The organism is Pedobacter africanus, from assembly GCF_900176535.1.
In the GTDB taxonomy this organism is placed as follows: domain Bacteria; phylum Bacteroidota; class Bacteroidia; order Sphingobacteriales; family Sphingobacteriaceae; genus Pedobacter; species Pedobacter africanus.
The window spans coordinates 1,139,656-1,161,840 of the sequence record NZ_FWXT01000001.1 but is presented as its reverse complement, the minus strand read 5'-3'; the positions used below and the strand labels follow the sequence as shown (position 1 = coordinate 1,161,840).

At 44.7% G+C, this 22,185-nt stretch carries 14 protein-coding genes; 11 read left to right on the top strand and 3 right to left on the bottom strand.

Features of this window, described 5'->3' with window-relative positions:
* The first annotated feature begins 2 nt into the window (after positions 1-2).
* From B9A91_RS04800 to B9A91_RS04785, 4 genes are all read left to right on the top strand, one after another.
* The gene (locus B9A91_RS04800) at positions 3-1,085 is read left to right on the top strand and encodes a FecR family protein (protein WP_084237260.1); all 1,083 of its coding nucleotides are present in this window, start codon (positions 3-5) and stop codon (positions 1,083-1,085) included.
* Positions 1,086-1,295: 210 nt separating this feature from the next.
* On the top strand, positions 1,296-4,769 hold the full coding sequence (locus B9A91_RS04795) for a TonB-dependent receptor (protein WP_084239580.1): 3,474 nt from the start codon (positions 1,296-1,298) through the stop codon (positions 4,767-4,769).
* 22 nt (positions 4,770-4,791) lie between these two features.
* Positions 4,792-6,225 (top strand): RagB/SusD family nutrient uptake outer membrane protein, encoded by a 1,434-nt coding sequence (locus tag B9A91_RS04790; RefSeq protein WP_084237259.1) that lies wholly within the window; start codon positions 4,792-4,794, stop codon positions 6,223-6,225.
* Positions 6,226-6,233: 8 nt separating this feature from the next.
* Complete coding sequence (locus B9A91_RS04785) at positions 6,234-7,388, top strand: TlpA disulfide reductase family protein (protein ID WP_235012457.1); 1,155 nt, start codon at positions 6,234-6,236, stop codon at positions 7,386-7,388.
* Here B9A91_RS04785 and B9A91_RS04780 read toward each other — a convergent pair.
* Positions 7,381-7,743, bottom strand: a complete 363-nt coding sequence (locus tag B9A91_RS04780) for a DUF1304 domain-containing protein (protein WP_084237257.1) — start codon at positions 7,741-7,743, stop codon at positions 7,381-7,383. The genes B9A91_RS04785 and B9A91_RS04780 overlap by 8 nt on opposite strands.
* A 167-nt stretch (positions 7,744-7,910) precedes the next feature.
* Here B9A91_RS04780 and B9A91_RS04775 point away from each other — a divergent pair, with 167 nt between their 5' ends.
* From B9A91_RS04775 to B9A91_RS04765, 3 genes are read left to right on the top strand one after another with little or no spacing between them, the layout of a single operon-like run.
* The gene (locus B9A91_RS04775) at positions 7,911-9,563 is read left to right on the top strand and encodes an FAD-dependent oxidoreductase (protein WP_084237256.1); all 1,653 of its coding nucleotides are present in this window, start codon (positions 7,911-7,913) and stop codon (positions 9,561-9,563) included.
* A complete protein-coding gene (locus B9A91_RS04770) occupies positions 9,553-11,169 on the top strand; it encodes a glycoside hydrolase family 43 protein (RefSeq protein ID WP_084237255.1) in 1,617 nt (538 codons plus the stop codon). Before B9A91_RS04775 ends, B9A91_RS04770 begins: the two co-directional genes overlap by 11 nt.
* Before the next feature lie 22 nt (positions 11,170-11,191).
* The gene (locus B9A91_RS04765; protein WP_084239579.1) at positions 11,192-12,274 is read left to right on the top strand and encodes a glycoside hydrolase 5 family protein; all 1,083 of its coding nucleotides are present in this window, start codon (positions 11,192-11,194) and stop codon (positions 12,272-12,274) included.
* A 51-nt stretch (positions 12,275-12,325) separates the two neighbouring features.
* Here the strand turns inward: B9A91_RS04765 and B9A91_RS04760 are convergent, their stop codons facing one another.
* Together B9A91_RS04760 and B9A91_RS04755 are read right to left on the bottom strand one after the other, a co-directional pair.
* On the bottom strand, positions 12,326-13,099 hold the full coding sequence (locus B9A91_RS04760; RefSeq protein ID WP_084239578.1) for a response regulator transcription factor: 774 nt from the start codon (positions 13,097-13,099) through the stop codon (positions 12,326-12,328).
* Positions 13,100-13,101: 2 nt separating this feature from the next.
* On the bottom strand, positions 13,102-16,290 hold the full coding sequence (locus tag B9A91_RS04755) for a ligand-binding sensor domain-containing protein (RefSeq protein WP_084237254.1): 3,189 nt from the start codon (positions 16,288-16,290) through the stop codon (positions 13,102-13,104).
* Positions 16,291-16,577: 287 nt separating this feature from the next.
* Between B9A91_RS04755 and B9A91_RS23945 the strand changes: the two genes are divergently transcribed.
* The 4 genes from B9A91_RS23945 (at position 16,578) to B9A91_RS04735 (ending at position 22,181) form a co-directional block, all read left to right on the top strand.
* Positions 16,578-18,140 carry a family 43 glycosylhydrolase gene (locus B9A91_RS23945; protein WP_159451640.1) on the top strand — a complete coding sequence of 521 codons (1,563 nt, stop codon included), beginning with the start codon at positions 16,578-16,580 and terminating at the stop codon, positions 18,138-18,140.
* A 3-nt stretch (positions 18,141-18,143) separates the two neighbouring features.
* Positions 18,144-19,277 carry a glycoside hydrolase family 130 protein gene (locus B9A91_RS04745; RefSeq protein WP_084237253.1) on the top strand — a complete coding sequence of 378 codons (1,134 nt, stop codon included), beginning with the start codon at positions 18,144-18,146 and terminating at the stop codon, positions 19,275-19,277.
* Positions 19,278-19,298: 21 nt separating this feature from the next.
* Positions 19,299-20,456 (top strand): aldose epimerase family protein, encoded by a 1,158-nt coding sequence (locus tag B9A91_RS04740; RefSeq protein WP_084237252.1) that lies wholly within the window; start codon positions 19,299-19,301, stop codon positions 20,454-20,456.
* Positions 20,457-20,801: 345 nt separating this feature from the next.
* Positions 20,802-22,181 carry an IPT/TIG domain-containing protein gene (locus B9A91_RS04735; protein ID WP_084237251.1) on the top strand — a complete coding sequence of 460 codons (1,380 nt, stop codon included), beginning with the start codon at positions 20,802-20,804 and terminating at the stop codon, positions 22,179-22,181.
* Positions 22,182-22,185: the final 4 nt, after the last annotated feature.

The window sequence follows — 22,185 nt, the reverse complement described above, 5'->3', positions numbered from 1 at the left end:
ATATGGAAAACAAAAATGCCTGGCAAATAATTGATAAATACAATAAAGGAATGGCTACACCGGAAGAGACCAGGCTGGTGGAAAGCTGGTACCTGAAAATGGAAACTGGTGAAACATTGGGCACTGCTGAACTTCAACAGGAACACGAGCTGGGTTTAAAGCAGCTCGATGCTTACATAACCCGCAGGAGAAACCTGCTGCTGGTTTGGAGTGCTGCTGCAGCAGTTGTTCTGCTTACCTTGTTTACCGCTTTATTCTTTTATAACGGTACCCCTAAGGGGATCAAGGAACAGATCAGCCTTGCGCAGGATATTCCACCGGGTAAAAATACTGCGGTTGTTACATTGGCCAATGGAGATACCTTACGGTTGAGTGATGCGCAACATACGCTTAGTGTAAGCGGTCGTGCCCTGGTGTATGAGGATGGTACGGTCGCCAGGCAGACAGTAGCCGGTACATCAGCGATGCTTATCGCAAGCACCCCACGCGGTGGGACCTATAAATTCAAACTTTCTGACGGAACACTGGTCATCCTTAATGCGGAGAGCAGCCTGAAATTTTCACAGGTTTTCGACGGTGTTGAGCGCGTTGTAGAATTGACAGGAGAGGCCTATTTCGAAGTCGCAAAAAATATGGGCATGCCCTTCATCGTAAAAACAGCCGGACAAAATGTAAAAGTGCTGGGTACCCATTTCAATATCAACAGCTACTCGGGCATAACCAGTACAACTTTGCTGGAGGGCAGTGTAAGTGTAAGCGCGGGTGCGGAAGAGAAAATACTGGTTCCGGGCCAGCAGGCCGATCTTACCGGCGATAAGCTGACGGTAAAAAAAGCAGATGTTGAGGCCGCGGTGTCATGGAAGGATGGCTACTTCAGATTCAATGAAGAAAGTATCCCGGAAATCATGCAAAAGATATCGCGCTGGTATGATGTAGACATCAGGTATGAGGGGAAAATTTCCCGTGAGGTGTTTACAGGTGCCATTTCGAGGTTTTCGAACATCAGCGATGTACTGGACATGCTGGAAAGAACTAAAATTATTCACTTTAAACTTGAGGGAAGGAGGGTTATCGTCTTGAATTAAATTTATACAAAATCAAAAAAGTTACCCCGGTGTAGGAACCGGGGCAACTTAAATTGGTTCCGTCAAAATATTTAAAGTTAAACCGGTGTCAGGCCCGCTCCATCGCTAAATGAAGGACCTGATACTTTAAAACCAACTAAACAAATGTACATTTTTTATACCAAAAGAACGATGCGGCCCATTGGCTGTATGTCTAAAATTTTGTTGATTATGAGGCTCACCACGTTGCTCCTGATCACCGCAATCTTGCAGGTTAATGCAAGCTCTTACGGACAAAGGATAAGTTTGTCTGAAAAGAATGCACCTATTAAAGTTGTACTCGATAAGATCCGTAAACAAAGCGGCGTTAACTTCCTGTTCCCTTCGGCCGATCTTAAAAACGCTGTACCGGTTACCATTCATGTTAAAGATGGCGACCTGAAATCTGTACTTGAACTGGTATTTGACAAGCAGCCCTTTGAATATTCGGTATCTGACGGCAACAATTCCGTTGTCGTTTCGAGAAAGGAGCCTTCCTTTCTGGATAAGCTTAAAACTGTTTTTGCTGCTGCTGATATCCGTGGCCGTGTGCTGGATGAGAACGGAAGGCCGCTGGCGGGCGTAAGTATCAAGGTAAAAGACAATGCGAGGAATGCTGCCAGCACCAACGATCAGGGATATTTTATCCTGAATGTGCCCGAAGATGCCGTACTCGTATTTTCTTATGTAGGGTATGCAAGCCGTGAATTGCCCGCACGCAACAACATGACGGTAACCATGCAGCTGAGCCAGAATAAACTGGAAGAAACTGTGGTTATCGGTTATGGTAGCAGCAGAAAGAAAGACCTTACCGGTTCCATTTCAACGGTAAGCGCAAAGGACGTTCAGGACCTGCCTTTTGCAACGGTCGACAATGCTTTGGCCGGTAAAGCCGCGGGTGTACAGGTAACCAAGGCCGATGGCAGCCCTGGAGGTGCCGTGAAGATCAGGATCCGTGGTTCAAGTTCATTGTTGGGTGGTAACGACCCTTTGTATATCATTGATGGAGTACCGGTACAGGTCCGCAGTAATTTTATCAGTCCAGGATTTGATGTAGGTAGTCCTGTAGGTAATGATATCAACAATGCCGGCGGTGTAAGTGCGGGCCTTTCTTCCTCTTTTGTAAATGGGCTGAACAGCATCGGCGGATTAAACATCAATGACATTGAATCCATCAGTATCCTTAAAGATGCTTCATCAACGGCAATTTACGGTTCTAAAGCAGCAAATGGGGTAGTGATCATTACTACAAAAAGCGGCAAAAAGGATATGAAACCTCAGATTGTAGCCAACTACTACAGTACCGCAACCCGGGCCATTACACCATCGTTGCTGAACGCAGACCAGTACAAGATGCTGATTGCGGAAGCTGCCAAAAACGATTTTGATGAACATACCATTGCTGATGACTATATGCCGGCTGAGGTAGACGCTATCGTTAACAACCCTTCTGCTTTTTTCGGCAAAGCCAATACCAATTGGATCAAAGAGGTTATCCGGAATACGATTTCGCACAATGCTGACTTATCTGTTCAGGGTGGTGGGGCTGCATCCAAATATTTCAGTTCCATCTCTTTCAACAGTACTCCGGGTGTGATCAAGAGTACCGACTACCAGAGGGTAACCGGTAAGCTGAACCTCGAAAATGAGATTGGCAAGCGGTTCAGGTTCATTACAAATATGTTGATGGGATATACCAACCAAAATATTGGCGATGGGGCTTACGGACAGGCACTAAGGGCCCGCCCTGATCTTGCACCTTATGATGAAACAGGTAAACCTACTGATTTCTCAACAGTAGCTTACTCCTATATGGGCTTTCAGAATCCGGTAGGCTTGCTCCAGGCTACCAATAATGCGAAAACTTTTAGCCTGATGGGCTCAGCTTCAGGTTTATATGATATTACCAAGGATCTTAAGTTTAAAAGCACAGTATCCTTAAATATGCAGACTTATAACCAGCGCAATTATATCCCAAGTTTTTTAAGTATCGGGAGTTTCTACGGAAATGTAGACAACAACGGCGGGATTGGCAGCAATTCAAACAGCAGGCTAACCAATTGGTTCCTGGAAAATACACTAACCTATAATAAAACTTTTAATGATATACATGATATAACCGTGCTTGCCGGTACGTCGTATGAGACCATAAAAAACAGCTTTTTTAGTGCAACAGCTACCGGGTATCCGGATGACAAGGTCTTGAACAATCTTTCATCTGCTACCACCCCTCTGATTACCAGGGGTGATGACCCGCGTAAACCGCAAAGCTATTTGTTGTCTTTTTACCTGAGGGCAAATTATTCCCTGATGGATAAATACCTGTTTACCTTCACCGGCAGGTCCGACGGATCTTCAAAATTCGGACCGAACAACAAGTTCGGTTACTTCCCTTCAGGTGCAGTTGCCTGGAGGATTTCCAAAGAAAACTTTCTTAAAGACGTAAAATGGATCGACGACATCAAGTTCAGGGGCAGTTATGGACTAACAGGTACGCAGAATATTGGCGATCAAATGTACCGTACCCTGTATAGCCCGTTTTCTTATTCGGGAGGTAACGCTCTTATACCAACCCAGTTGGGAAATGAGAGGATCAAATGGGAGAGTACAAGAGAAGCTGATGCCGGCCTCGATATTTCTTTGTTTGGTAACCGTTTGCAGGCTACTGTCGATTATTACAACAAAAAAACTGAGGGTGTTTTACTGGCCTTGCCAGTTGCCTCAAGCAGTTCTTATTCTTCGCTGCTTAGAAATACTGCTGATATTAAAAACACCGGACTCGAAGTTTCCTTACAGGGCGATATCATCCGTACCAGGAACTTCAGATGGAATGCTTCCCTGAATGTTACCTGGAACAAATCGCTGGTAACCAAACTGGATGCCACGGCAAACCTGGAACAGATTGGAAGTTTAACTGGTTTGGAACTGGGTGGCAACACTACATTGATTGAAGGAAAACCACTTGGTCTGATTACAGGCTATAAAGTTATTGATATCATCCGGACCCAGGAACAACTTGATGCTTATAAGAAAGCACTTGGGTTTATCGGAACGCTTATACTTCCTTACATAAATATTGGCGATCCAATGTATGAACTGGATTATGATGAATATAGGGAATTTGACAGCGCTTTCCCGAAAGGAAAAGAGATCATTGCCCAGGCTGCACCTAAATACTATGGTGGCTTTACCCAGGGATTTGGCTATAAGAATTTTGATCTGCAACTGTATTTTACTTTCTCGCAGGGAGGAAGCCTTTTATGGGGCGACCATATTGGCAGTATGCAGTTCTCCGGTTCTACCAACGCAAATGCCGTGATGCTTAACAGGTATCATGCGGGTAACACGGCCGCAAACCAACCTCGTTTATTGTACGGAGATGGGTTTTCTCCAATATCTAATATGAATGTTTTCAGCTCAGCTTACATTAAGTTAAGGACAGTTTCCCTGAATTACAGGTTGGGTAAAACCAAATGGATGGAAAGGGCCGGACTCCTAAATGCTTCATTATTTGCATCGGCTACTAACCTGTTTACCATCACCAAATATCCGGGAAATGACCCTGAAACTACCAATGATACTTATAGTGTAAGCGGAGGGTATTTTGACGTGAGCAACTACCCGACAGTAAGGTCGTTCTCATTAGGGTTTAAGCTAGGTTTTTAACATTCAATTTAAATTTATTCACATGGAATTTTCATATAAAAAATGGTTAATGCTTCTTTTACCGGCCTGTATTTTTATGGGCTGTAAAAAAGAGCTGAATGTACTTCCTACCGACCGTCAGGTTGACGGGAATGTGATCATTGACGCGAAAAGTGCGGCTACAGTACTCAATGGTGTTTATTATCGTTTTGCAAATTCATCGGCAGATAACAATGGTATACCTGTCATTAAATGGATGGGTGTTCTTGAAATTACGCCTTCTGAGTTGAGCGGTTTATTGCTGAACAACAACCCTGATGGCCTGAGTGATTTTACCGTAAATAGAAATAGCTATATTACGGCTGATAAATGGGCATATGGTTACAACCTGATTAATGCAGCCAATGGCTTTCTGAAGAATATTGAACCGGTTACTGCTATTGCGGATGTTACCAAAAAACAGATGCAGGCCGAGGCCAGGTTTTTAAGGGCCTTTGGCAATGCCGACCTGCTTTTTCATTATGGGCAGTACAGGGATATTAACAGTAAATACGGGATTATCCTCCGGGATAATTTTGTAAACTCTGATAACATTAACCTGCCCCGTTCCAGTGTTAAGGAATGTTATGATGCCATAATTGCCGATCTGGATGCGGCTATAGCAGGACTTCCACCAAGAAATACCCAGTTGAGTTATGTCAATGTATGGGTGGCCAGGTTACTGAAGGCACGTGTCCTGATGAATAGAGGAATTGGTACCGATTATGCCACTGTAATCAGTCTTACAGACGATATTATTAAAAACAGTGCGTTTAAACTGGAAGGATTGACAAGGGATATATTCCTGTCCCTGGGTGCCAAAAGCGAAGAGGTGATGATGACCGCACAGGCCTTTCCTAATGATACCTATAAATACATGCAGTACCAGTATTACACTCAGTACGTGGGCTCACCGAAACTGGCCAAAATGATGGAGAACGATCCCAGGTTAGCATGGACCTTTAAGCCTATTGTAAAAAGAGGGGCTACTATAAATACTTTTACAAAGTACTATTCAGCAAGTCCGACCACCATCAGTTTTACGCCATTGTCGGTCAATGCCTACGCTTTTCGTTTAACAGAAGCCTATCTGCTGCGGGCCGAAGCCATCGCCTTATCGGGCGCAAACCTGACGCCAGCCAAAGCCCTGCTCAAAACCGTAATGGGCCATGCAGGTATTACCGATTTTACTGCGGTTGATGCTGCATCCAATGCAGCCGCCTTTCAGGTGCTGGTAGTTAAGGAAAACATGAAAAATTTTGTGGGTGAGAACGGGCTGGACTGGCTGGCTTTACGCAGACTTCCTTTTGTTACGATTCAGCAACCAGAGTTCAGGCCAGAAATTAAATCGGAAACTTCACTCATTCTGCCTCTTCCTTCTACTGAACTTAATACCAATAACATGGCAGATCAGAACCCGGGATACAGCAGAAACTAAACAATTACATGATGAAAAAACTATTGTTATACAGCCTGGCAGTATTTCTGAGCCTGCCAGGCTTTGCACAGAAAAACGTGCTTTCCCCTTTCAGCATCAGCGGAAAAATTACCGGCAAAAAGACCGGGTATGTATACCTGTTCTATCCGATGGGTGAAGCCTATAAAACAGACAGTGCGGCTATCCGCAACGGCGCTTTTTTATTTAAGGGGAAATTGACAGAACCTGTTGCGGGCCGTATTGCTGCTTCAAAGCATATCAGGGACAGCGATGATCCCAATATGGGCGAAATTTTTATAGGACCAGGCAATATGAGCCTGTCGGTTACTTACGGCGCTTTTAAAAAAGCTGTGCTGAAAGGATCATTAAGTAATGACGAGTATGTTGCCCTAAACCAGCAAAAAGAACCCATCCGGAAAGAAATGGAGCCCGTGCTTGTTGCATACAGAAAAGAAAAGGACCATGAAAAAGCCGCCGCTATCCGCGAGCAGTTTGAGCCTTTTAATGACCGTATGGATAAAATAGATGAAACTTTTATCAGCACACACCCGGATTCGTATATTTCAGCCTATCTGATGCGTTTCAAAATAGGTTCGATGAAGCTTGCAGAGGCAAAAGCTGTTTACAATAACTGGACAGAGCGGATAAAGAACAGCGCTTCGGGTATAGATGTTTACAAGGAAATTCTTGAACTGGAAAGCGGATCGCCGGGAAGTGTAGCCAAGGCATTTTCAGCAACAGACATCAACGGTGAAAAACTGAGCCTGGCCGATTTTAAAGGTAAGAAATATGTGCTGGTGGACTTTTGGGCCAGCTGGTGCGTACCTTGCAGAAAGGGAAACCCACATTTACTGTCCTTGTACGGTAAATACAAGGATAAAGGACTGGAAATTGTTGGGATATCTGACGATGACAGCAATCCTGCAGCCTGGAAAAAAGCTGTTGAAAAGGACCAGATCGGGGTGTGGAAACACGTTTTAAGAGGGGTGAAGCTATCCGGTAAGGATTATGATATGTCCAATGACATCACCAAAGGTTATGGTATCCATTCATTGCCTACCAAAATTCTGATCGATAAGGAAGGTGTTATTGTAGGCCGTTACGGTGGTGGCGGAGACAATGATGAGGCAATGGATAAGAAATTAGCAGAGATTTTTAACTAATCAAAACCAATATGATGCCTATCAGAGCAGGTAATGCCTGCTTGTAAAAAATACTTTTGGCGGCTGTAACCGCTCCAAAAATACCGGCAACAGCAACACAGCCTAAAAAGAATAAAGCAACATTACACTGCCAGCCCGGGTCTGATATCAGCAATGACCAGATCAGACCGGCTGCCAGAAAACCATTATACAGACCCTGGTTGGCCGCCAGGGTCTTTGTTTCCTGAAATAGATGCCCTGGCAAGGCCCGGAATGTTTTTTTACCTATTGTTTCCCAGGCAAACATCTCTATCCATAAGATGTACAGGTGTTCCAAAGCCACAATCCCGATTACGATCTTTGCTATAATTTCCATAGTTCTTTATTGTTGATATCCCAAATGAATATCCTAATTTACGAAAGATATCCCTTTTAAAGCACAGCCCATTTGAATCTTGGAGTTGCTGAAACAAATGAGACAATTCGACAAAAAAATGAACAAATCCGGCAGTAGTTATTGCTTTACTTTGATTTTAGCCAGATATGAAGAAACTACTTGCTTTATTTTTTACCATTCTTCCTTTTATTGCGGTTAAAGCACAGACAGTTACTGAAGCCCAACAGGCCGATATTGTCATTTATGGGGGTACATCAGCAGCCATTGTAGCGGCAGTACAATCCGCTAAGTTAGGTAAGAGGGTGGTTGTCGTTTCACCCGACCTGCATCTGGGCGGACTTTCTGCCGGCGGTCTTGGCTTTACAGATACCGGTAACAAGGAGGTAATTGGGGGATTGGCACGGGAATTTTATCACCGGGTATACCAGCATTACCAGACAAATGCCGCCTGGAAATGGCAAAAGCAACAGGAATATGGTAACAAAGGGCAGGGAACAGCCGCTATAGATGGCAAGGATCGGACGATGTGGATTTTTGAACCGCATGTGGCAGAGCAGATCATGGAAGATTTTGTACAGGAACACCAAATCCCGGTTTACCGGAACGAATGGCTGGACAGGAAGCAAGGTGTGCAAATGGAGTCCGGCAGAATTACCAGCATCAGGACCCTGAGTGGTAAAATCTACAGGGCCAAGGTATTTATTGACGCCAGCTATGAGGGTGACCTGATGGCGGCAGCGGGGCTGAGTTATCACGTAGGTCGGGAGTCCAATGCACAATACAACGAACAATGGAACGGGGTTCAGACAGGGGTCTTTCAGCACCGACACCATTTTGCCCATCCCATAGACCCTTATCTTATTCCCGGGGATAAAAACAGTGGCCTGATTGCGGGGATATCAGCAGATGGGCCGGGGAAGAAAGGAGCTGGCGACCATAAACTGCAGGCCTATTGTTTCAGGATGTGTTTGTCCAATCATCCCGATAACAGGATTACCTTTCCTAAACCCGATAATTATAACCCCGCCAATTACGAACTTTTAGCCAGGCTGTTCGCCTCAGGATGGAAAGAAGTCTTCCATAAATTTGATCCGGTACCTAACCGGAAAACAGATACCAACAACCATGGTCCTTTTAGTACTGATTTCATTGGGATGAATTATACTTATCCTGAAGCCTCCTATGAAGAACGCCGGGCTATCATTAAGCAGCATGAGGATTATCAGAAAGGCCTGATGTACTACATGGCCAACGATCCAAAAGTCCCGGAAGAGATTCGCAGGGGGCTCAGCAGCTGGGGCCTGGCTAAAGATGAGTTCAAAGACAATGGAGGCTGGCCACATCAGATTTATGTTAGGGAGGCGCGAAGAATGGTGAGTGATTATGTGATGACCGAAAATGAAATTCTGGGAAAAAAAAACGTGCAGCGTTCTATTGGTATGGGATCATATGCCCTGGATTCCCACAATACCCAACGTTATGTAACTGATGAGGGATTTGTGCAGAATGAAGGCGATATAGGGGTCAAGGCACCCAAACCGTATGGCATTGCTTATGATGCAATAATCCCTAAAACTGAAGAATGCAGCAATTTGCTGGTGCCCGTATGCCTGTCTGCTTCACACATTGCCTATGGTTCGGTACGTATGGAGCCGGTATTTATGATCCTGGGGGAATCGGCAGCCACAGCTGCGGCGCTGGCAATAGATGGCGCAACAACTGTCCAAAAAGTAAACTATTCGGCACTGCAAAAACTGTTGCTGAAACAGAAACAGCGTCTTTTTATAAATGAATACTAAACTACTATACCTGTTACTCGGTCTAACGCTGCTCTCCTGGGGCATTGCTAAAAAAAATGCCGCTGTCACTTCAGATGCCGCTGTTCATACGTCGCTTGTTAACCCGGCTTTACCTGGCGACAATCCTGATCCCTCTATTATAAGGATCGGAGACGTGTATTATGCTACCTCTACAACAAACGAATGGGCACCTTATTTTACCATCTACAAGTCAACCAACCTCAAAGACTGGACTTTGATCAATCACGTATTTCCTGAAGGGTTTAAGGACATGAAGAACCAATGGGGGGAAAATAATTTCTGGGCATCGGAATTGGCTTATGATGCAAAACAAAAACGGATTTATGTGTATTATACTGCGCATAACCGTGAAGTTAAAGGAAATCCGGGTTTGCAATGTGGTGTGGCCTGGATAGATGCAGATCAGATTGAATCCGGTAAATTCAGCGATAATGGGCCGGTTATCATTGAAGACGATTGCGGCGCTATAGATGCTTTTGAACTCCAGGAGAATGGGAAGATCTATGCCTTTTGGAAAAACGATGGTAATGGCTGTGGAAAAGAAAGCTGGATATGGATGCAGGAAATCAATGAAAGCCGCACAAAATTATTGGGCCAGAAAAAAAAGGTATTTACAAATAGCCAGCCCTGGGAAACAGCGCTGGTAGAAGGGGCCTGTTTTTTCAAAATGGGAGATTACATCTATAGCCTTTACGCTGTTGGGGGCTGCTGCGATGCCCGCTGTAATTATAAAACAGGAATTGCCAGAACCAAAAACCTGGCCAGCGGGGTTTGGGAGAAATACGATAAAAACCCGGTTATGGTAAGTAACGACAGGTGGAAATGCCCTGGTCACGGTACTGTTGTCCGGACCGCAGACGACAGGCTATTTATGCTTTACCATGCCTTTAACAAAAATTATGACGTGTTTGTTGGCCGTGAAGGCATTATTGAAGAATTAAAGCAGGGCGCAGACGGATGGCCGGTACTCCACAATGCAATAGTTGCCAACCGGCCGAAAGCGGAACTCGACTTTTTTGACGATTTTGAAAATAAGAAAAAACTGGATCTGGTTTGGCAATGGCCCTCAAAGTTGCACAGGCCCGCAATGCTTTTTGATAATGGTCTTAAACTGAGTGCCTCAGGCGGTAACCGGGACTTGGGGACGTTCCTTGGGCAGTTCATTAAATCTGTCGACTTTGATATTGTTGCTCAGGTTGAACCGGGCAATGCTGCCGCGGGAATCTGCTTGGGCGGTGCAATACTCAACAGTAAGTGGCCTGGTGAACTGGGGGGAATTGGCATTGCAGCTTCGAAAAAAGGATATATAGTTTTTAGTAATTTAGATGGAAGATATACGGTGCTGAAGCAACTGAATGAACCATTGACGGGGATCAGCACGTTAAAAGTGAAGATCAGCGGGGGAGGAAAGTTAATGGATATGTTTTACAGGAACGGTGCTTCCGGCTGGAAAAAGTTCCATACCCTGGAATTTGATGCCGACAAGTATGTACCCTGGGGAATGGGCTACAGGGCTGGCATAGTGGTGAAAGGTAAGCCTTCGGAAAGCGGGCTTTTTAAAAATTTTGAACTAAAGAACAATTGAAATGAGACAAACCGATCAAAAAATGAAGTGCAGGTTATTTATGCTGATCATCGCAGGCTTATTTTTTAATGCAGGCGCTTTTGCCCAGGTAAAAACGATCGCCCCTGAAAAAGTATGGTCGGCCAAAAAGGCGGCCGACTGGTATAAAACCCAGCCTTACCTGGTTGGTGCCAATTACATCCCCGCAAACGCTATAAATCAGCTGGAAATGTGGCAGGCCGACACCTTTGATCCGGCGACAATAGATAAAGAACTGGGCTGGGCAGAAAATATCGGAATGAAAACGATGCGGGTCTTTCTGCATAGCCTGGCCTATAAAGCAGACCCTGCAGGCTTTAAATTGCGTATCGATCAATTTTTGTCGATTGCAGACAAACATCACATCAAACCAATGTTCGTGTTTTTTGACGATTGCTGGAATAAAGTACCTCAAATTGGAAAACAGCCTGAAAAAAAGATCGGGATACACAATTCAGGCTGGATGCAGGACCCTGGTGATCCTGCATACAAAGACCCTGCAAACTATCCGGCCCTGGAAACTTATGTAAAAGATATCCTTAAATCCTTTTCACATGACAAGCGGATCTTGCTGTGGGACCTTTACAATGAGCCCGGTAACAGTGGCAAAACCGGATCCAGTATGACCTTGCTGAGCAATATATTCACCTGGGCACGTGCAGTTAATCCGGAGCAGCCGATAACGGCCGGTCTTTGGAACTGGGGCGAAAAATTTAATGAACTTAACCGCTTCCAGCTGGCCAATTCGGATGTGATCTCGTACCATTGCTACGACAATCCGGAATTGCATTTACGCACCATTGAACTGCTCAAGTTCCATGGCAAACCTTTGATATGTACGGAATACATGGCGCGTACGCGCAACAGTACTTTTACGAATATCCTGCCACTGCTGAAAAAGGAAAATGTAGTCGCCATAAACTGGGGATTTGTAGATGGAAAAACCAATACCAAATATGCCTGGGATACGCCAATGGCAGATGGTGGAGAACCTGCATTGTGGTTTCACGAGATTTTTAAGGCTGATGGGAGCCCCTACAAAAACGAAGAAACAGAGCTGATCAGAAAAGTAACAGGTGTCAAATAATTGATTTGCCTGTGGCTGCAGAAGGAAGGACAGTACCGGTTTTATTCATTTTTAAAGGTTTACATCTTTAGCCAGCGAATTCGTGTATTCCAATGGGGTAACGTTAAAATATTTCTGGAAATTTTTATTAAAAAGGCTTTGACTGCTGTAGCCCACCGCTTTGGCGATCTCGAACAGGGTAAATTCGTTTTGTGCAATCATTCGGGTTGCTTTTTTAAGGCGGGTAATGTCGATCAGTTCTTTTGGAGATAAGGAGGAAAGGGATTTGATTTTGCGGTAAAAAGTTGGCCTGCTCATGTTCATGTGTTCCGCGAGCTGATCAATATCAATATTCGGATTTTTAATGTTGTTTCGGATATATTCATCCAGTTTTTTCAGAAATGCCTCGTCGGTTTTGGAATGTGCCATCACACGAACATCTTCAAAAGGCGAGCTGGCAAAATGGGCTTTTATGTTTAAGCGGTTCTTCAGCAGATTAGCGATTTGCAGTTGTAAGAGCTCCGGAGAAAATGGTTTTTGAATATAGATGTCGGCCCCAACCTCCAGGCTCTCTATATGCGCCTTATAAGTGTTTTTGGCCGTTAGCAGCACTACCGGTATATGGCAATATTCTACGTTTGATTTGACCATCCGGCAAACTTCAAATCCATCTATCCCGGGCATCATGATATCTGATACAATCAGGTCTACCACTTCTGCGTTTAGAATTTCTTGTGCCACTTCTCCATTTTCGGCCAGGTGCAATTTATAGGTATCGCCCAGAACTTCTGATAAAAATTCCAGGATATCCTCGTTGTCATCTATAATCAGGATACTATCGCTCATATTCATTTTATCTTTTTCCAGCTGCTTAATTTAAATTCAAATTTCTGATGTATGGGTAAAGTTAATTCGAAAACGATCATATTGGTGTTGCCAGATACCAATTTGAGCGAACCATTGTGCAGTTCCGTTAGGGATTTGGCCAGTGAAAGCCCTATGCCTGTACCTGGCTTATCTTTACTGTACAATCTGAAAAACGGCTCAAATATTTTGTCCTTGAATTCGTCCGGTATTCCCCGGCCATCATTGCTAAAGCTGATGGTAAATTCTTCGGCGCCGGGTTGAACAGGGGCCAGACCTACTGTCACCGTACTTGCGGCGTATTTTATGGCATTTGAGATCAGGTTACTGCAAATCTTTACCAACGCCTCCCTGTCTGCAAAGACGGTAACATTGTTCCTGGGCAACTCCATACCCAGTGAAATATGGTTTTTTTCGGCTTCCTGTCTGAACGCCGAAATTTGCTCATTCAACAGGTGGTTGATGTCGATATTGACAAAGTTTAAGCCAAATTGGTTCATTTCGGTTTTGCGGAAATCAAGGAGCTGACTGGTCAGTTCGGCCAAACGTTTCGCATTTTTCTCAACCATTAACAGGCTTTTTTTCAATCCCTCTTGCTCCGCCACCTTTTTAATCATCCGCTCAACCGGTCCTAAGATCAGCGTCAGCGGGGTTTGTATCTCATGGGCAATATTGGTGAAGAACTCGATCTTGGCCTGGTAGATCTCTTTTTCCTTTTCATGTTCAAACAACTGCAGTTTATTCTGGTTCCTGCGTTCCAGGTAACGATGGTAGTAGCGCACTGACCAGAACAGGCCGAGTGCCAATACCAGTGCATAGCAGAAATAAGCAGGGTAACTTTTCCAGAAGGGCGGAAGGATTTTAATGAAAAGCAGGCGCTCTTTGCCTGTCCAGCTGCCTATATTGCTTTTGGCCTGAACAATAAAGGTATAATCGCCCGCCGATAAGTCCGTAAAATAAGCTTTGCGGTTACTGCTCAGATAAGTCCTGTTTTTGTCCAGCCCATGCATTAAATATGTGTAGCGGGTAACCTCGGGCGAGGAGTAGTTTAATGCAGCAAATTCGATACTGAAATTGTTCTGGTCGTGCCGGAGGACGATGGTGTCGGTATATAAAATGGATTTACGGAGCGGACTGTCGTCCAGGCCAGGCCCGATCTCTTTGTTGTTGATCTGAAAGCCGGTAATGTAAGTCGACGGACCCGCATTTTTTTGTTCAAATGTTTTCGGGTCAAAAGCAATCATACCTTTTACGGAACCGAAGTACATTTTACCATTGCGGTCTTTATAGGCCGAGTTGAAATTGAACTGATCGGTAATTAATCCATTGGACTGCGTGTAAATTTTGAATTGTTCTGTACGCATGTCAAAACAGATCAGGCCTTTTAGTGAGCTTATCCAGAGCCGTTTGTCGTCATCTTCGAGCATGCGGAACAGAACGTTGCTGGGCAGGCCATTTTCAGTGGTGAATTTTTTTAAGGTCTTTCTGTCGGGGCTCAGCCTGATCATCCCGCCGCCTTCGGTAGTAAACCACATGGCATGGTCACTATCTTCCAGTATGCCATATACAGGAAACTCATTTACAATTTTCCCCTTAACCTTGTCGCCAAAGCGGATATTGCCGCTTTTCCCCGTTTTAGGGTTATAATAAAATGCGCCCTGCGCTACACTGCCGGTCCAGATGTTCCCTTTCTCATCCTCTTCGATGTCAAAAACATAGGAATTATAGGGGATTTGCGGAATGCGGGTAAAGGTGCTGCGCTTCCTGTCATACTTAAATAAACCTGAGCCGCTGTAGGCGGTACCAATAAGCAGAGTACTGTCCTTTGTCAGGTAAATGCAGAGGACAAAGTCACTGACCAGGTCACCTTTGCTGCCGATCAGTTTAAACCGCTCCTTTATTAGGCCAGTGTTGATATCCATGATTTCCATGCCATGTAAAAATGGCCCTATGAACAGTTGATCGTCCAGCGCCAATAACCCATGAATATTGGGATAGGATACATCTCCTTTTTTTCCTGTCGAAGTATAATGGGTAAACTTCCCTGTTTTTAAATTGAGTTTGTTAATGCCGGCATCTTCTGTCCCAATCCACAGGTTCCCCTTGTTGTCCGAACAGATCTCCCGTACCGCACTACCCGATATGGAGTTTCCACCCTGCAGGGGATAATATTTTTCAAATCTTGCATTTTCTTTTGAATAGTAATTTAGTCCCCCGAAAAAGGTGCCTGCCCACATCCCGCCCTGGTTATCCCTGCAAACCGTATAAACGGCATTGTCGGCAATAGAATAGGGGTCGCCCGCCTGTTTACGCAAGTTGCGGCTGGTGTTGCTTACCAGATCGTAAATGTAAATGCCCGATTCGGTAGCCACCCAGTATTCCCTGTCGTTGGCAGCTGTAATATCGCGCACATAGATATCGGTGTTGTTGCTGTTACGCAAAGGCAATGACCTGATCAGTCCGGTTTTGGTATTGTAACTTTTCAGGCCCTGCTTAAAGCATCCGACCAGCAATTCATTGTTTTTTGCCGGAAGTATTCTGCTGATGGAACGGAGATTTGAGGGAACATGCGGGGCAATGACCCTCACACTTGTCGTTAATTTGCGCTGCATGTTGTAGGTCCGGATGAAGCCATCGTCGGTACCCATCAATAAATTCATGTCGCTGTCAAAAGCCAGGCAGGAAGCCCGGATTTTCAGGTCAACAACTTTGTTTTCCTGCTGAATGTATTTGTACAGCTTTCGTTCCGCCAGAAAATACAGGTTGTTCTGATCATCCACCACAATGTGGTTGATATAAATTTGCGGTGCCGCACTAAGTGGTGTAAAAACTTCTTTATAGGGATCATACTTAAAAATCCCCCAGCCGGTACCAACCCAGAGCATTCCATTTTTATCCTCAACAAGGGTGTTGATCACATTGTTCCCGATATTGCCAAATTTGTTGTTCCCGTTTTTGTAGGTTTTAAAAGTATAGCCGTCAAAGCGGTTCAGACCGGCACGCGTACCTATCCAGATCATGCCTTTCTTATCCTGAATGATGGAGGCTACCGAATTATGGGCCAGGCCATCGTCGGCCTGGTAGTGCTTAAAATAGTAGGACTGCCCCTCACAGGTAAAAACTGCGAAGAACAGTATCAGCTGAACAAAAAAAACTTGGGCCAGGCGCTGCATAATTTGGTTTGATCAAATATAGATAAATCACATCGTTATATCAGTGCTTAGGTACCTGGTTGAGCCCTGTATTTGTTCGAGTTTTTGCTGTATAAATTTGATAGTTAGAGTTTTATGTTGTTTTTGGGAGGGCGGTACCAATAGGATTGAGACAAATCGACAAAAATATGATCAGATATTACAGACTTGGTTTCTTTACTTTGAAGGAATTAACCAATTGTAAACCATACTGCAGATACGCTTTTCCCTGGCAAATGAAATGCCTATGCAGGATACAGAAATGTTTTATGAAAATCAGATCATTCACTAAATGGATTGCCGTCATTCTGTTGTTGCTGACGGCCTGTCAAAAAGAAGCCCCAAAAGAGGGCACAGCTGTCGAATTGCTACGGCCTGATCAGGTGATTAGTGCCGCGCCACCATTAGGTACGCTGATTGATGGGGCAATTTACCGCATCAGAGGGATATCCTCCAGCTTTTCAGGTGGACCTGCAGTTGAAGTAACTGGCAACTCCGGTGCTGAAAATGCCAAAATCCAGCAATGGCCCTGGTTTCCCAATAATGGACAGAAATGGAAATTGCTTAAAATCGATCCAACTTATTATAAACTGGTTAATGTGACCAGCAACAAGTGCCTTGAATCGCCCTCATCCACTTCGGGTGATATTTTACAGCAGGCCACCGATGATGGCAGCGATGCCCAGAGCTGGTCGATAGCTTATTCCGGCAGCAACAATGTATTTTCGCTGACCAATAAAGCGACGGGGATGAAAATGGTGGTGGATCCCGATAACAGTACCTCGGGAACAAAAATAAGGCAAAAGAGCAGCGTCTCCGGCACACAGGACCTATTCAATTTCCATAATGTCTATTTTCAAAACCCTTTGATTGAAGCCAGCAGGCCAGACCCTTATGTGGCAGAAAAGGACGGTTATTATTATTTCATGTACACCAGGGGCAATAAGATAGGTCTTAGAAAAACCGCTTCCATGTCTTTGCTCTCTACAGCTCCTGAAAGCGTCATCTGGACTCCTCCCACGGGAACAGCATATTCATCGAACATCTGGGCGCCTGAACTGCATTTCCTTTCCGGAAAATGGTACATCTATTTTGCAGCAAATGATGGGACGGGAGATACCCATCGCATGTATGTGCTGGAAAATGCCAATGCTGACCCAATGATAGGAACCTGGACCTTTAAGGGAAAGATATTTGATCCCAGTGATCAATGGGCAATTGACGGCTCGGTCCTCACTATAGGGTCAGCCAATTATTTCATCTGGTCAGGATGGGAAAGTACCGCCAGCAGGTACAAACAATATCTATATCTGGCCACCATGTCAAATCCCTGGACCATCAGCGGCCCAAGGATCAAAATTTCATCACCTACCAATACCTGGGAAAAACATGAACCCAGCTCTATCGGTGCGGGTGTGAACGAAGGCCCGATCATGTTACAAAAAGATGCCGGCAGCCCGGTATTTATCATCTATTCCGCCAGTCGCTACAGTAGCGACGATTATTGCCTCGCACAAATACAGTTGAAAAGCGGGGGCGATCCTACGGTTGCTGCCGACTGGATCAATAAGAAACAGGTTTTCGTGAGGAATGATGCCAACGCGGTGTACGGGCCGGGGCACAATGGCTTTTTCACCAGCACTTATACCGATCCTAATGGGGTAGTCAAAAAAGAAAACTGGTTTATATATCATGCCAGAAGCGTTCCTAATGTTACGAACGGTGCCAGAAGCCCAAGAATGCAGAAGATGAGCTGGAACGCTGACGGCTCACCGAATTTTGGCATTGCCACGGCAACCGGGGTCGATATACCTGTTCCTGTAGGAGAATAACAGATGAACAGAAAATATGCTCTTTTCCTTACCCTAATGTTTTTATTTTGTACCGGTATCAGCAGCCCGGCACAAAATAAAAACACATTTCCCGGCTGGGCGCTCGGCGACTTTGTGAGGCCCAAAGGTGTAAATCCAGTAATTTCTGCCGATTCAGCTACGAGTTTCCGGGATCCAATGACAAATTCCAGGATTCATTGGCAGGCAAACGATACCTTTAACCCGGCAGCCGCAGTAAAAGATGGAAAAATTATTGTCCTTTACCGCTCAGAAGACAAGAGCGGGATTAAAATTGGCAGTCGTACTTCAAGACTGGGGTATGCCGTCAGCAGGGATGGCCTGAATTTTTCCCGCAGGAGCGAGCCTGTTCTTTACCCTGACAATGACGATCAGAAAGCTTTTGAATGGCCTGGGGGATGCGAAGATCCACGGGTAGCCGTAACTGAAGATGGAACTTACCTCATGTTGTACACGCAATGGGACCGAAAGGTACCAAGATTGGGAGCAGCGACCTCAAAAGACCTTATCCACTGGACAAAGCATGGCCCGATATTTCAGGACGCGTATGAAGGGAAATTTTTTAATATCCCTACAAAATCAGCATCCATTTTAACACAGGTAAAGGGCGGCCGGCAGGTTATTGTGAAATGGAAGGGCCAGTATTTTATGTATTGGGGCGAGCGGCATATATATGGTGCAGTTTCATCAAACCTGGTGGATTGGAAACCTCTGGTGGATATGCAGGGGGCACTGCTCAGGCTGGCATCACCACGACCGGGTTTTTTCGATAGCGATATGACCGAATGTGGTCCCCCGGCAATATGGACTGAAAAAGGGATCGTGCTGCTTTACAATGGCAGAAACCATCCTGGCGACAGAGGTGATAAGCGGTATAACGGGGGCGCATATTGCGCAGGCCAGATGTTATTTGACAAAACTGATCCGACCAGGTTATTGGACCGTCTTGATGTGCCTTTCTTCTGGCCTGCCGAGCCCTTTGAAAAAAGCGGGCAATACCGTAATGGTACCGTATTTATTGAAGGCATGGCCTGGTTTAACGACAAGTGGTTTCTTTATTATGGCTGTGCCGACTCAAAGGTTGGTGTTGCCATATATAGTCCTGACCTAAAAAAATAAGTACCTACTAATTAACCAAATATGAAAAAAAACTTACTGTTAATGAATTGCTGCCTGGCCCTGATAGTTGGCGGATGTGCTGTAAATCATAAAAACAATGAACAACTGATACCCAGCCAGGGGAATTTTAAACAGGTGATAGCCGGGAAGCCGGTTGAATTGTACCTTTTAAAAAATGGCGCTGGTATGTGTGCCGCTATAACCAATTACGGCGGACGGCTCGTATCACTGCTGGTCCCTGATCAAAAAGGGGATTTAACCAGTATAGTGGTTGGGTTTGACAGTCTGGCCGGTTATATCAACAGTACTGAGCCCTATTTTGGCGCAACAATCGGGCGTTATGGAAACCGGATAGCGGCCGGGAAGTTTACGCTGGAAGGTAAGGATTACCAGCTGTCTGCAAACAATGGCCCGAATACCCTGCACGGGGGAAAACAAGGCTTTCAATACAAAGTATGGGATGCGGTGAAGCAGGGCGATTCTGTTTTGACCCTTAGCTATCATTCTGCTGATGGAGAGGAGGGCTTCCCCGGCAATTTGCAGGTCAGTGTTACTTATACCCTGACCAGTGACAATCGCCTGAAGCTGGATTACCAGGCCCAGACCGATCAGACTACGGTTGTAAACCTGACCAATCATGCTTTTTTCAACCTGAACGGTGAAGGCTCCGGGTCTGTAAATGATCATTTACTGCAGATCAATGCTGCAAACTATACCCCGGTAGACAGCACATTAATTCCTACAGGGCAGGTAAAGCCGGTAGAGGGTACACCATTTGACTTCAGCAAGCCCCTCAGCATTGGTAAAAGGCTGGACCTGCCAGATGAACAACTCCGCTTTGGTAAGGGCTATGATCACAATTATGTATTGGATGCAGCTGGCCTGAACACATTGGCTGCTGAAGTTGAAGGCGAGAAAAGCGGGATTGTCATGCAGATCTATACCACAGAACCCGGACTGCAGTTTTACGGGGGCAATTTTATGGAGCGTAAAAATAAGCTGCGTAAAGGAGTGGACGAGTTCCGGACTGCATTTTGCCTGGAGACACAACATTTTCCGGACAGTCCTAACCAGCCTGCTTTTCCAACCACAGTCTTAAAGCCCGGACAGGTATATGAAAGTCACTCGGTTTACGCATTTTCTGTTCGCAAAAAGGCGGCACAATCCAATAAACTTTGAGATAATTCGACAAAAAGTTGAACAGATAATGTAAAGCATAATCGTTTAATTTGATAGTAACAAACCAAATATAAACCAGCTGCCTGCGCTCTTCTGGCTAGCAATGATAGCAAGGGCAGCACAACCACCAACCATATGAACAGAAATTTACTTTGCTGCAATTCAGTTGCTTAGGTTAGCTTAATCTAACCAGGATAAACAATAATCTTCTTGTCAATATATTTTTCCAGTGTGGCTTTTTGGACCGCCCGGGTAGTGCCGTGCATCCTATGGCCTGCCGGTTAAATTATAGTGAATATTAAATGTAACGTAACCCGACGCCTGTCGGATAAAAGCAATTTGTATATGAAAACTAAAAACGATGTCAGACGCTGGCAAATCCATTGGATATTGCTCGGATTGATGATGCTTTGCCTGACCCAATGTAAGCGGGATGAAGTAAAAAAAGAAGAAGGATACGATCCTGCTAAACCTGTAGTGATCACAGATTTTTTCCCTAAAGAGGGGGGCGTAGGGAACAACCTGGTCTTATACGGAGATAATTTCGGGAATGACCTTTCTAAAATAAAAGTAACCATCGGTGGAAAAACGGCCAAAGTTGTAGGTGTAAAAAATGGCAGTTTGTATTGTATTATTCCAGATGGGGCTTATGCCGGAGATATTAAGGTAAGCATTCTTGATGACAAACAGACGGAGCTTGCACAGGCTACAGCAAAAGATGTACTTTCCTACACGAAAAAATGGCTTGTTTCTACGTTTCTGGGCAAATATTATCAGGTAGGAACCGATTTTCAAGAGAAAGAAGGGCCGTTTGATGATTGTGGTGCCTTTAAAGGAATTTTGTGGCTTTCTTTTGATCCGAAAAATCCCAACCATCTCTATTTTACAGCCGGCACCAATAGTAGTCGTTTGATCGATTTCGATAGAAAATATGTGAGTTATTTTAGAACTAATCTCGACAAGGTATCTATAATAAACTGGAAGATTGATGGAAATCAGGATATGATCGTTTCTCATGACCATACCAGCGATACCAAATATGGTAACTATATATTTTCCCGTGAATCGAACTTTACTCAGAAGCAGGCCATAGAAGTTTATGCCAGGAGCGTGAACGGCACCATGGTTCATCCGCAAAATGGGGAACTGTATTATTCGAGGTATAGAGGGGGAGACGTACGCAGATATGATTTTATCACCAGGGAAGACAAATTAGCCTTCCCAAATCCATATAATCCGGTAGCTATTTATCTGGTGGTACATCCTTCCGGAGATTATGCCTATTTAATGGAATATGATAAACATTATATCATGCGTACAGATTATGACCGTGAAAAGAAAACATTTAAAACGCCATATACGATCTGTGGTGCTGCTGGTACTTCGGGCTATGCAGACGGAATAGGTACAAATGCCCGATTGAACAACCCTGTTCAGGGGGTATTCGTGAAAAATCCGGATTATGAAGTGACGGGTGGAGATCAGTACGATTTCTACTTCTGCGACAGAGCAAATCATGCCATACGTATTTTAACACCACAGGGAAGGGTAAGCACTTTCGCCGGACGTGGAAATAATGGTACAAGCGGATACGCCGACGGAGATTTGCGTACTGAAGCCCGTTTTAATGGCCCCCAGGCGATAGCCTACGATGAAACGAAGAAATGTTTCTACATCGGTGATACCGGAAACTGGCTGATTCGAAAAATAGCTAAAGAAGAATAGATAA

Bases quoted from the DNA above. Each gene is read 5' to 3' on its own strand.
- B9A91_RS04745 (WP_084237253.1), top strand. From the start codon at position 18,144: ATGAACAGAAAATATGCTCTTTTCCTTACCCTAATGTTTTTATTTTGT.
- B9A91_RS23945 (WP_159451640.1), top strand. From the start codon at position 16,578: ATGAAAATCAGATCATTCACTAAATGGATTGCCGTCATTCTGTTGTTG.
- B9A91_RS04790 (WP_084237259.1), top strand. From the start codon at position 4,792: ATGGAATTTTCATATAAAAAATGGTTAATGCTTCTTTTACCGGCCTGT.
- B9A91_RS04785 (WP_235012457.1), top strand. From the start codon at position 6,234: ATGATGAAAAAACTATTGTTATACAGCCTGGCAGTATTTCTGAGCCTG.
- B9A91_RS04755 (WP_084237254.1), bottom strand. From the start codon at position 16,290: ATGCAGCGCCTGGCCCAAGTTTTTTTTGTTCAGCTGATACTGTTCTTC.
- B9A91_RS04735 (WP_084237251.1), top strand. From the start codon at position 20,802: ATGAAAACTAAAAACGATGTCAGACGCTGGCAAATCCATTGGATATTG.
- B9A91_RS04795 (WP_084239580.1), top strand. From the start codon at position 1,296: ATGAGGCTCACCACGTTGCTCCTGATCACCGCAATCTTGCAGGTTAAT.
- B9A91_RS04770 (WP_084237255.1), top strand. From the start codon at position 9,553: ATGAATACTAAACTACTATACCTGTTACTCGGTCTAACGCTGCTCTCC.
- B9A91_RS04780 (WP_084237257.1), bottom strand. From the start codon at position 7,743: ATGGAAATTATAGCAAAGATCGTAATCGGGATTGTGGCTTTGGAACAC.
- B9A91_RS04740 (WP_084237252.1), top strand. From the start codon at position 19,299: ATGAAAAAAAACTTACTGTTAATGAATTGCTGCCTGGCCCTGATAGTT.
- B9A91_RS04760 (WP_084239578.1), bottom strand. From the start codon at position 13,099: ATGAGCGATAGTATCCTGATTATAGATGACAACGAGGATATCCTGGAA.
- B9A91_RS04765 (WP_084239579.1), top strand. From the start codon at position 11,192: ATGAAGTGCAGGTTATTTATGCTGATCATCGCAGGCTTATTTTTTAAT.
- B9A91_RS04800 (WP_084237260.1), top strand. From the start codon at position 3: ATGGAAAACAAAAATGCCTGGCAAATAATTGATAAATACAATAAAGGA.
- B9A91_RS04775 (WP_084237256.1), top strand. From the start codon at position 7,911: ATGAAGAAACTACTTGCTTTATTTTTTACCATTCTTCCTTTTATTGCG.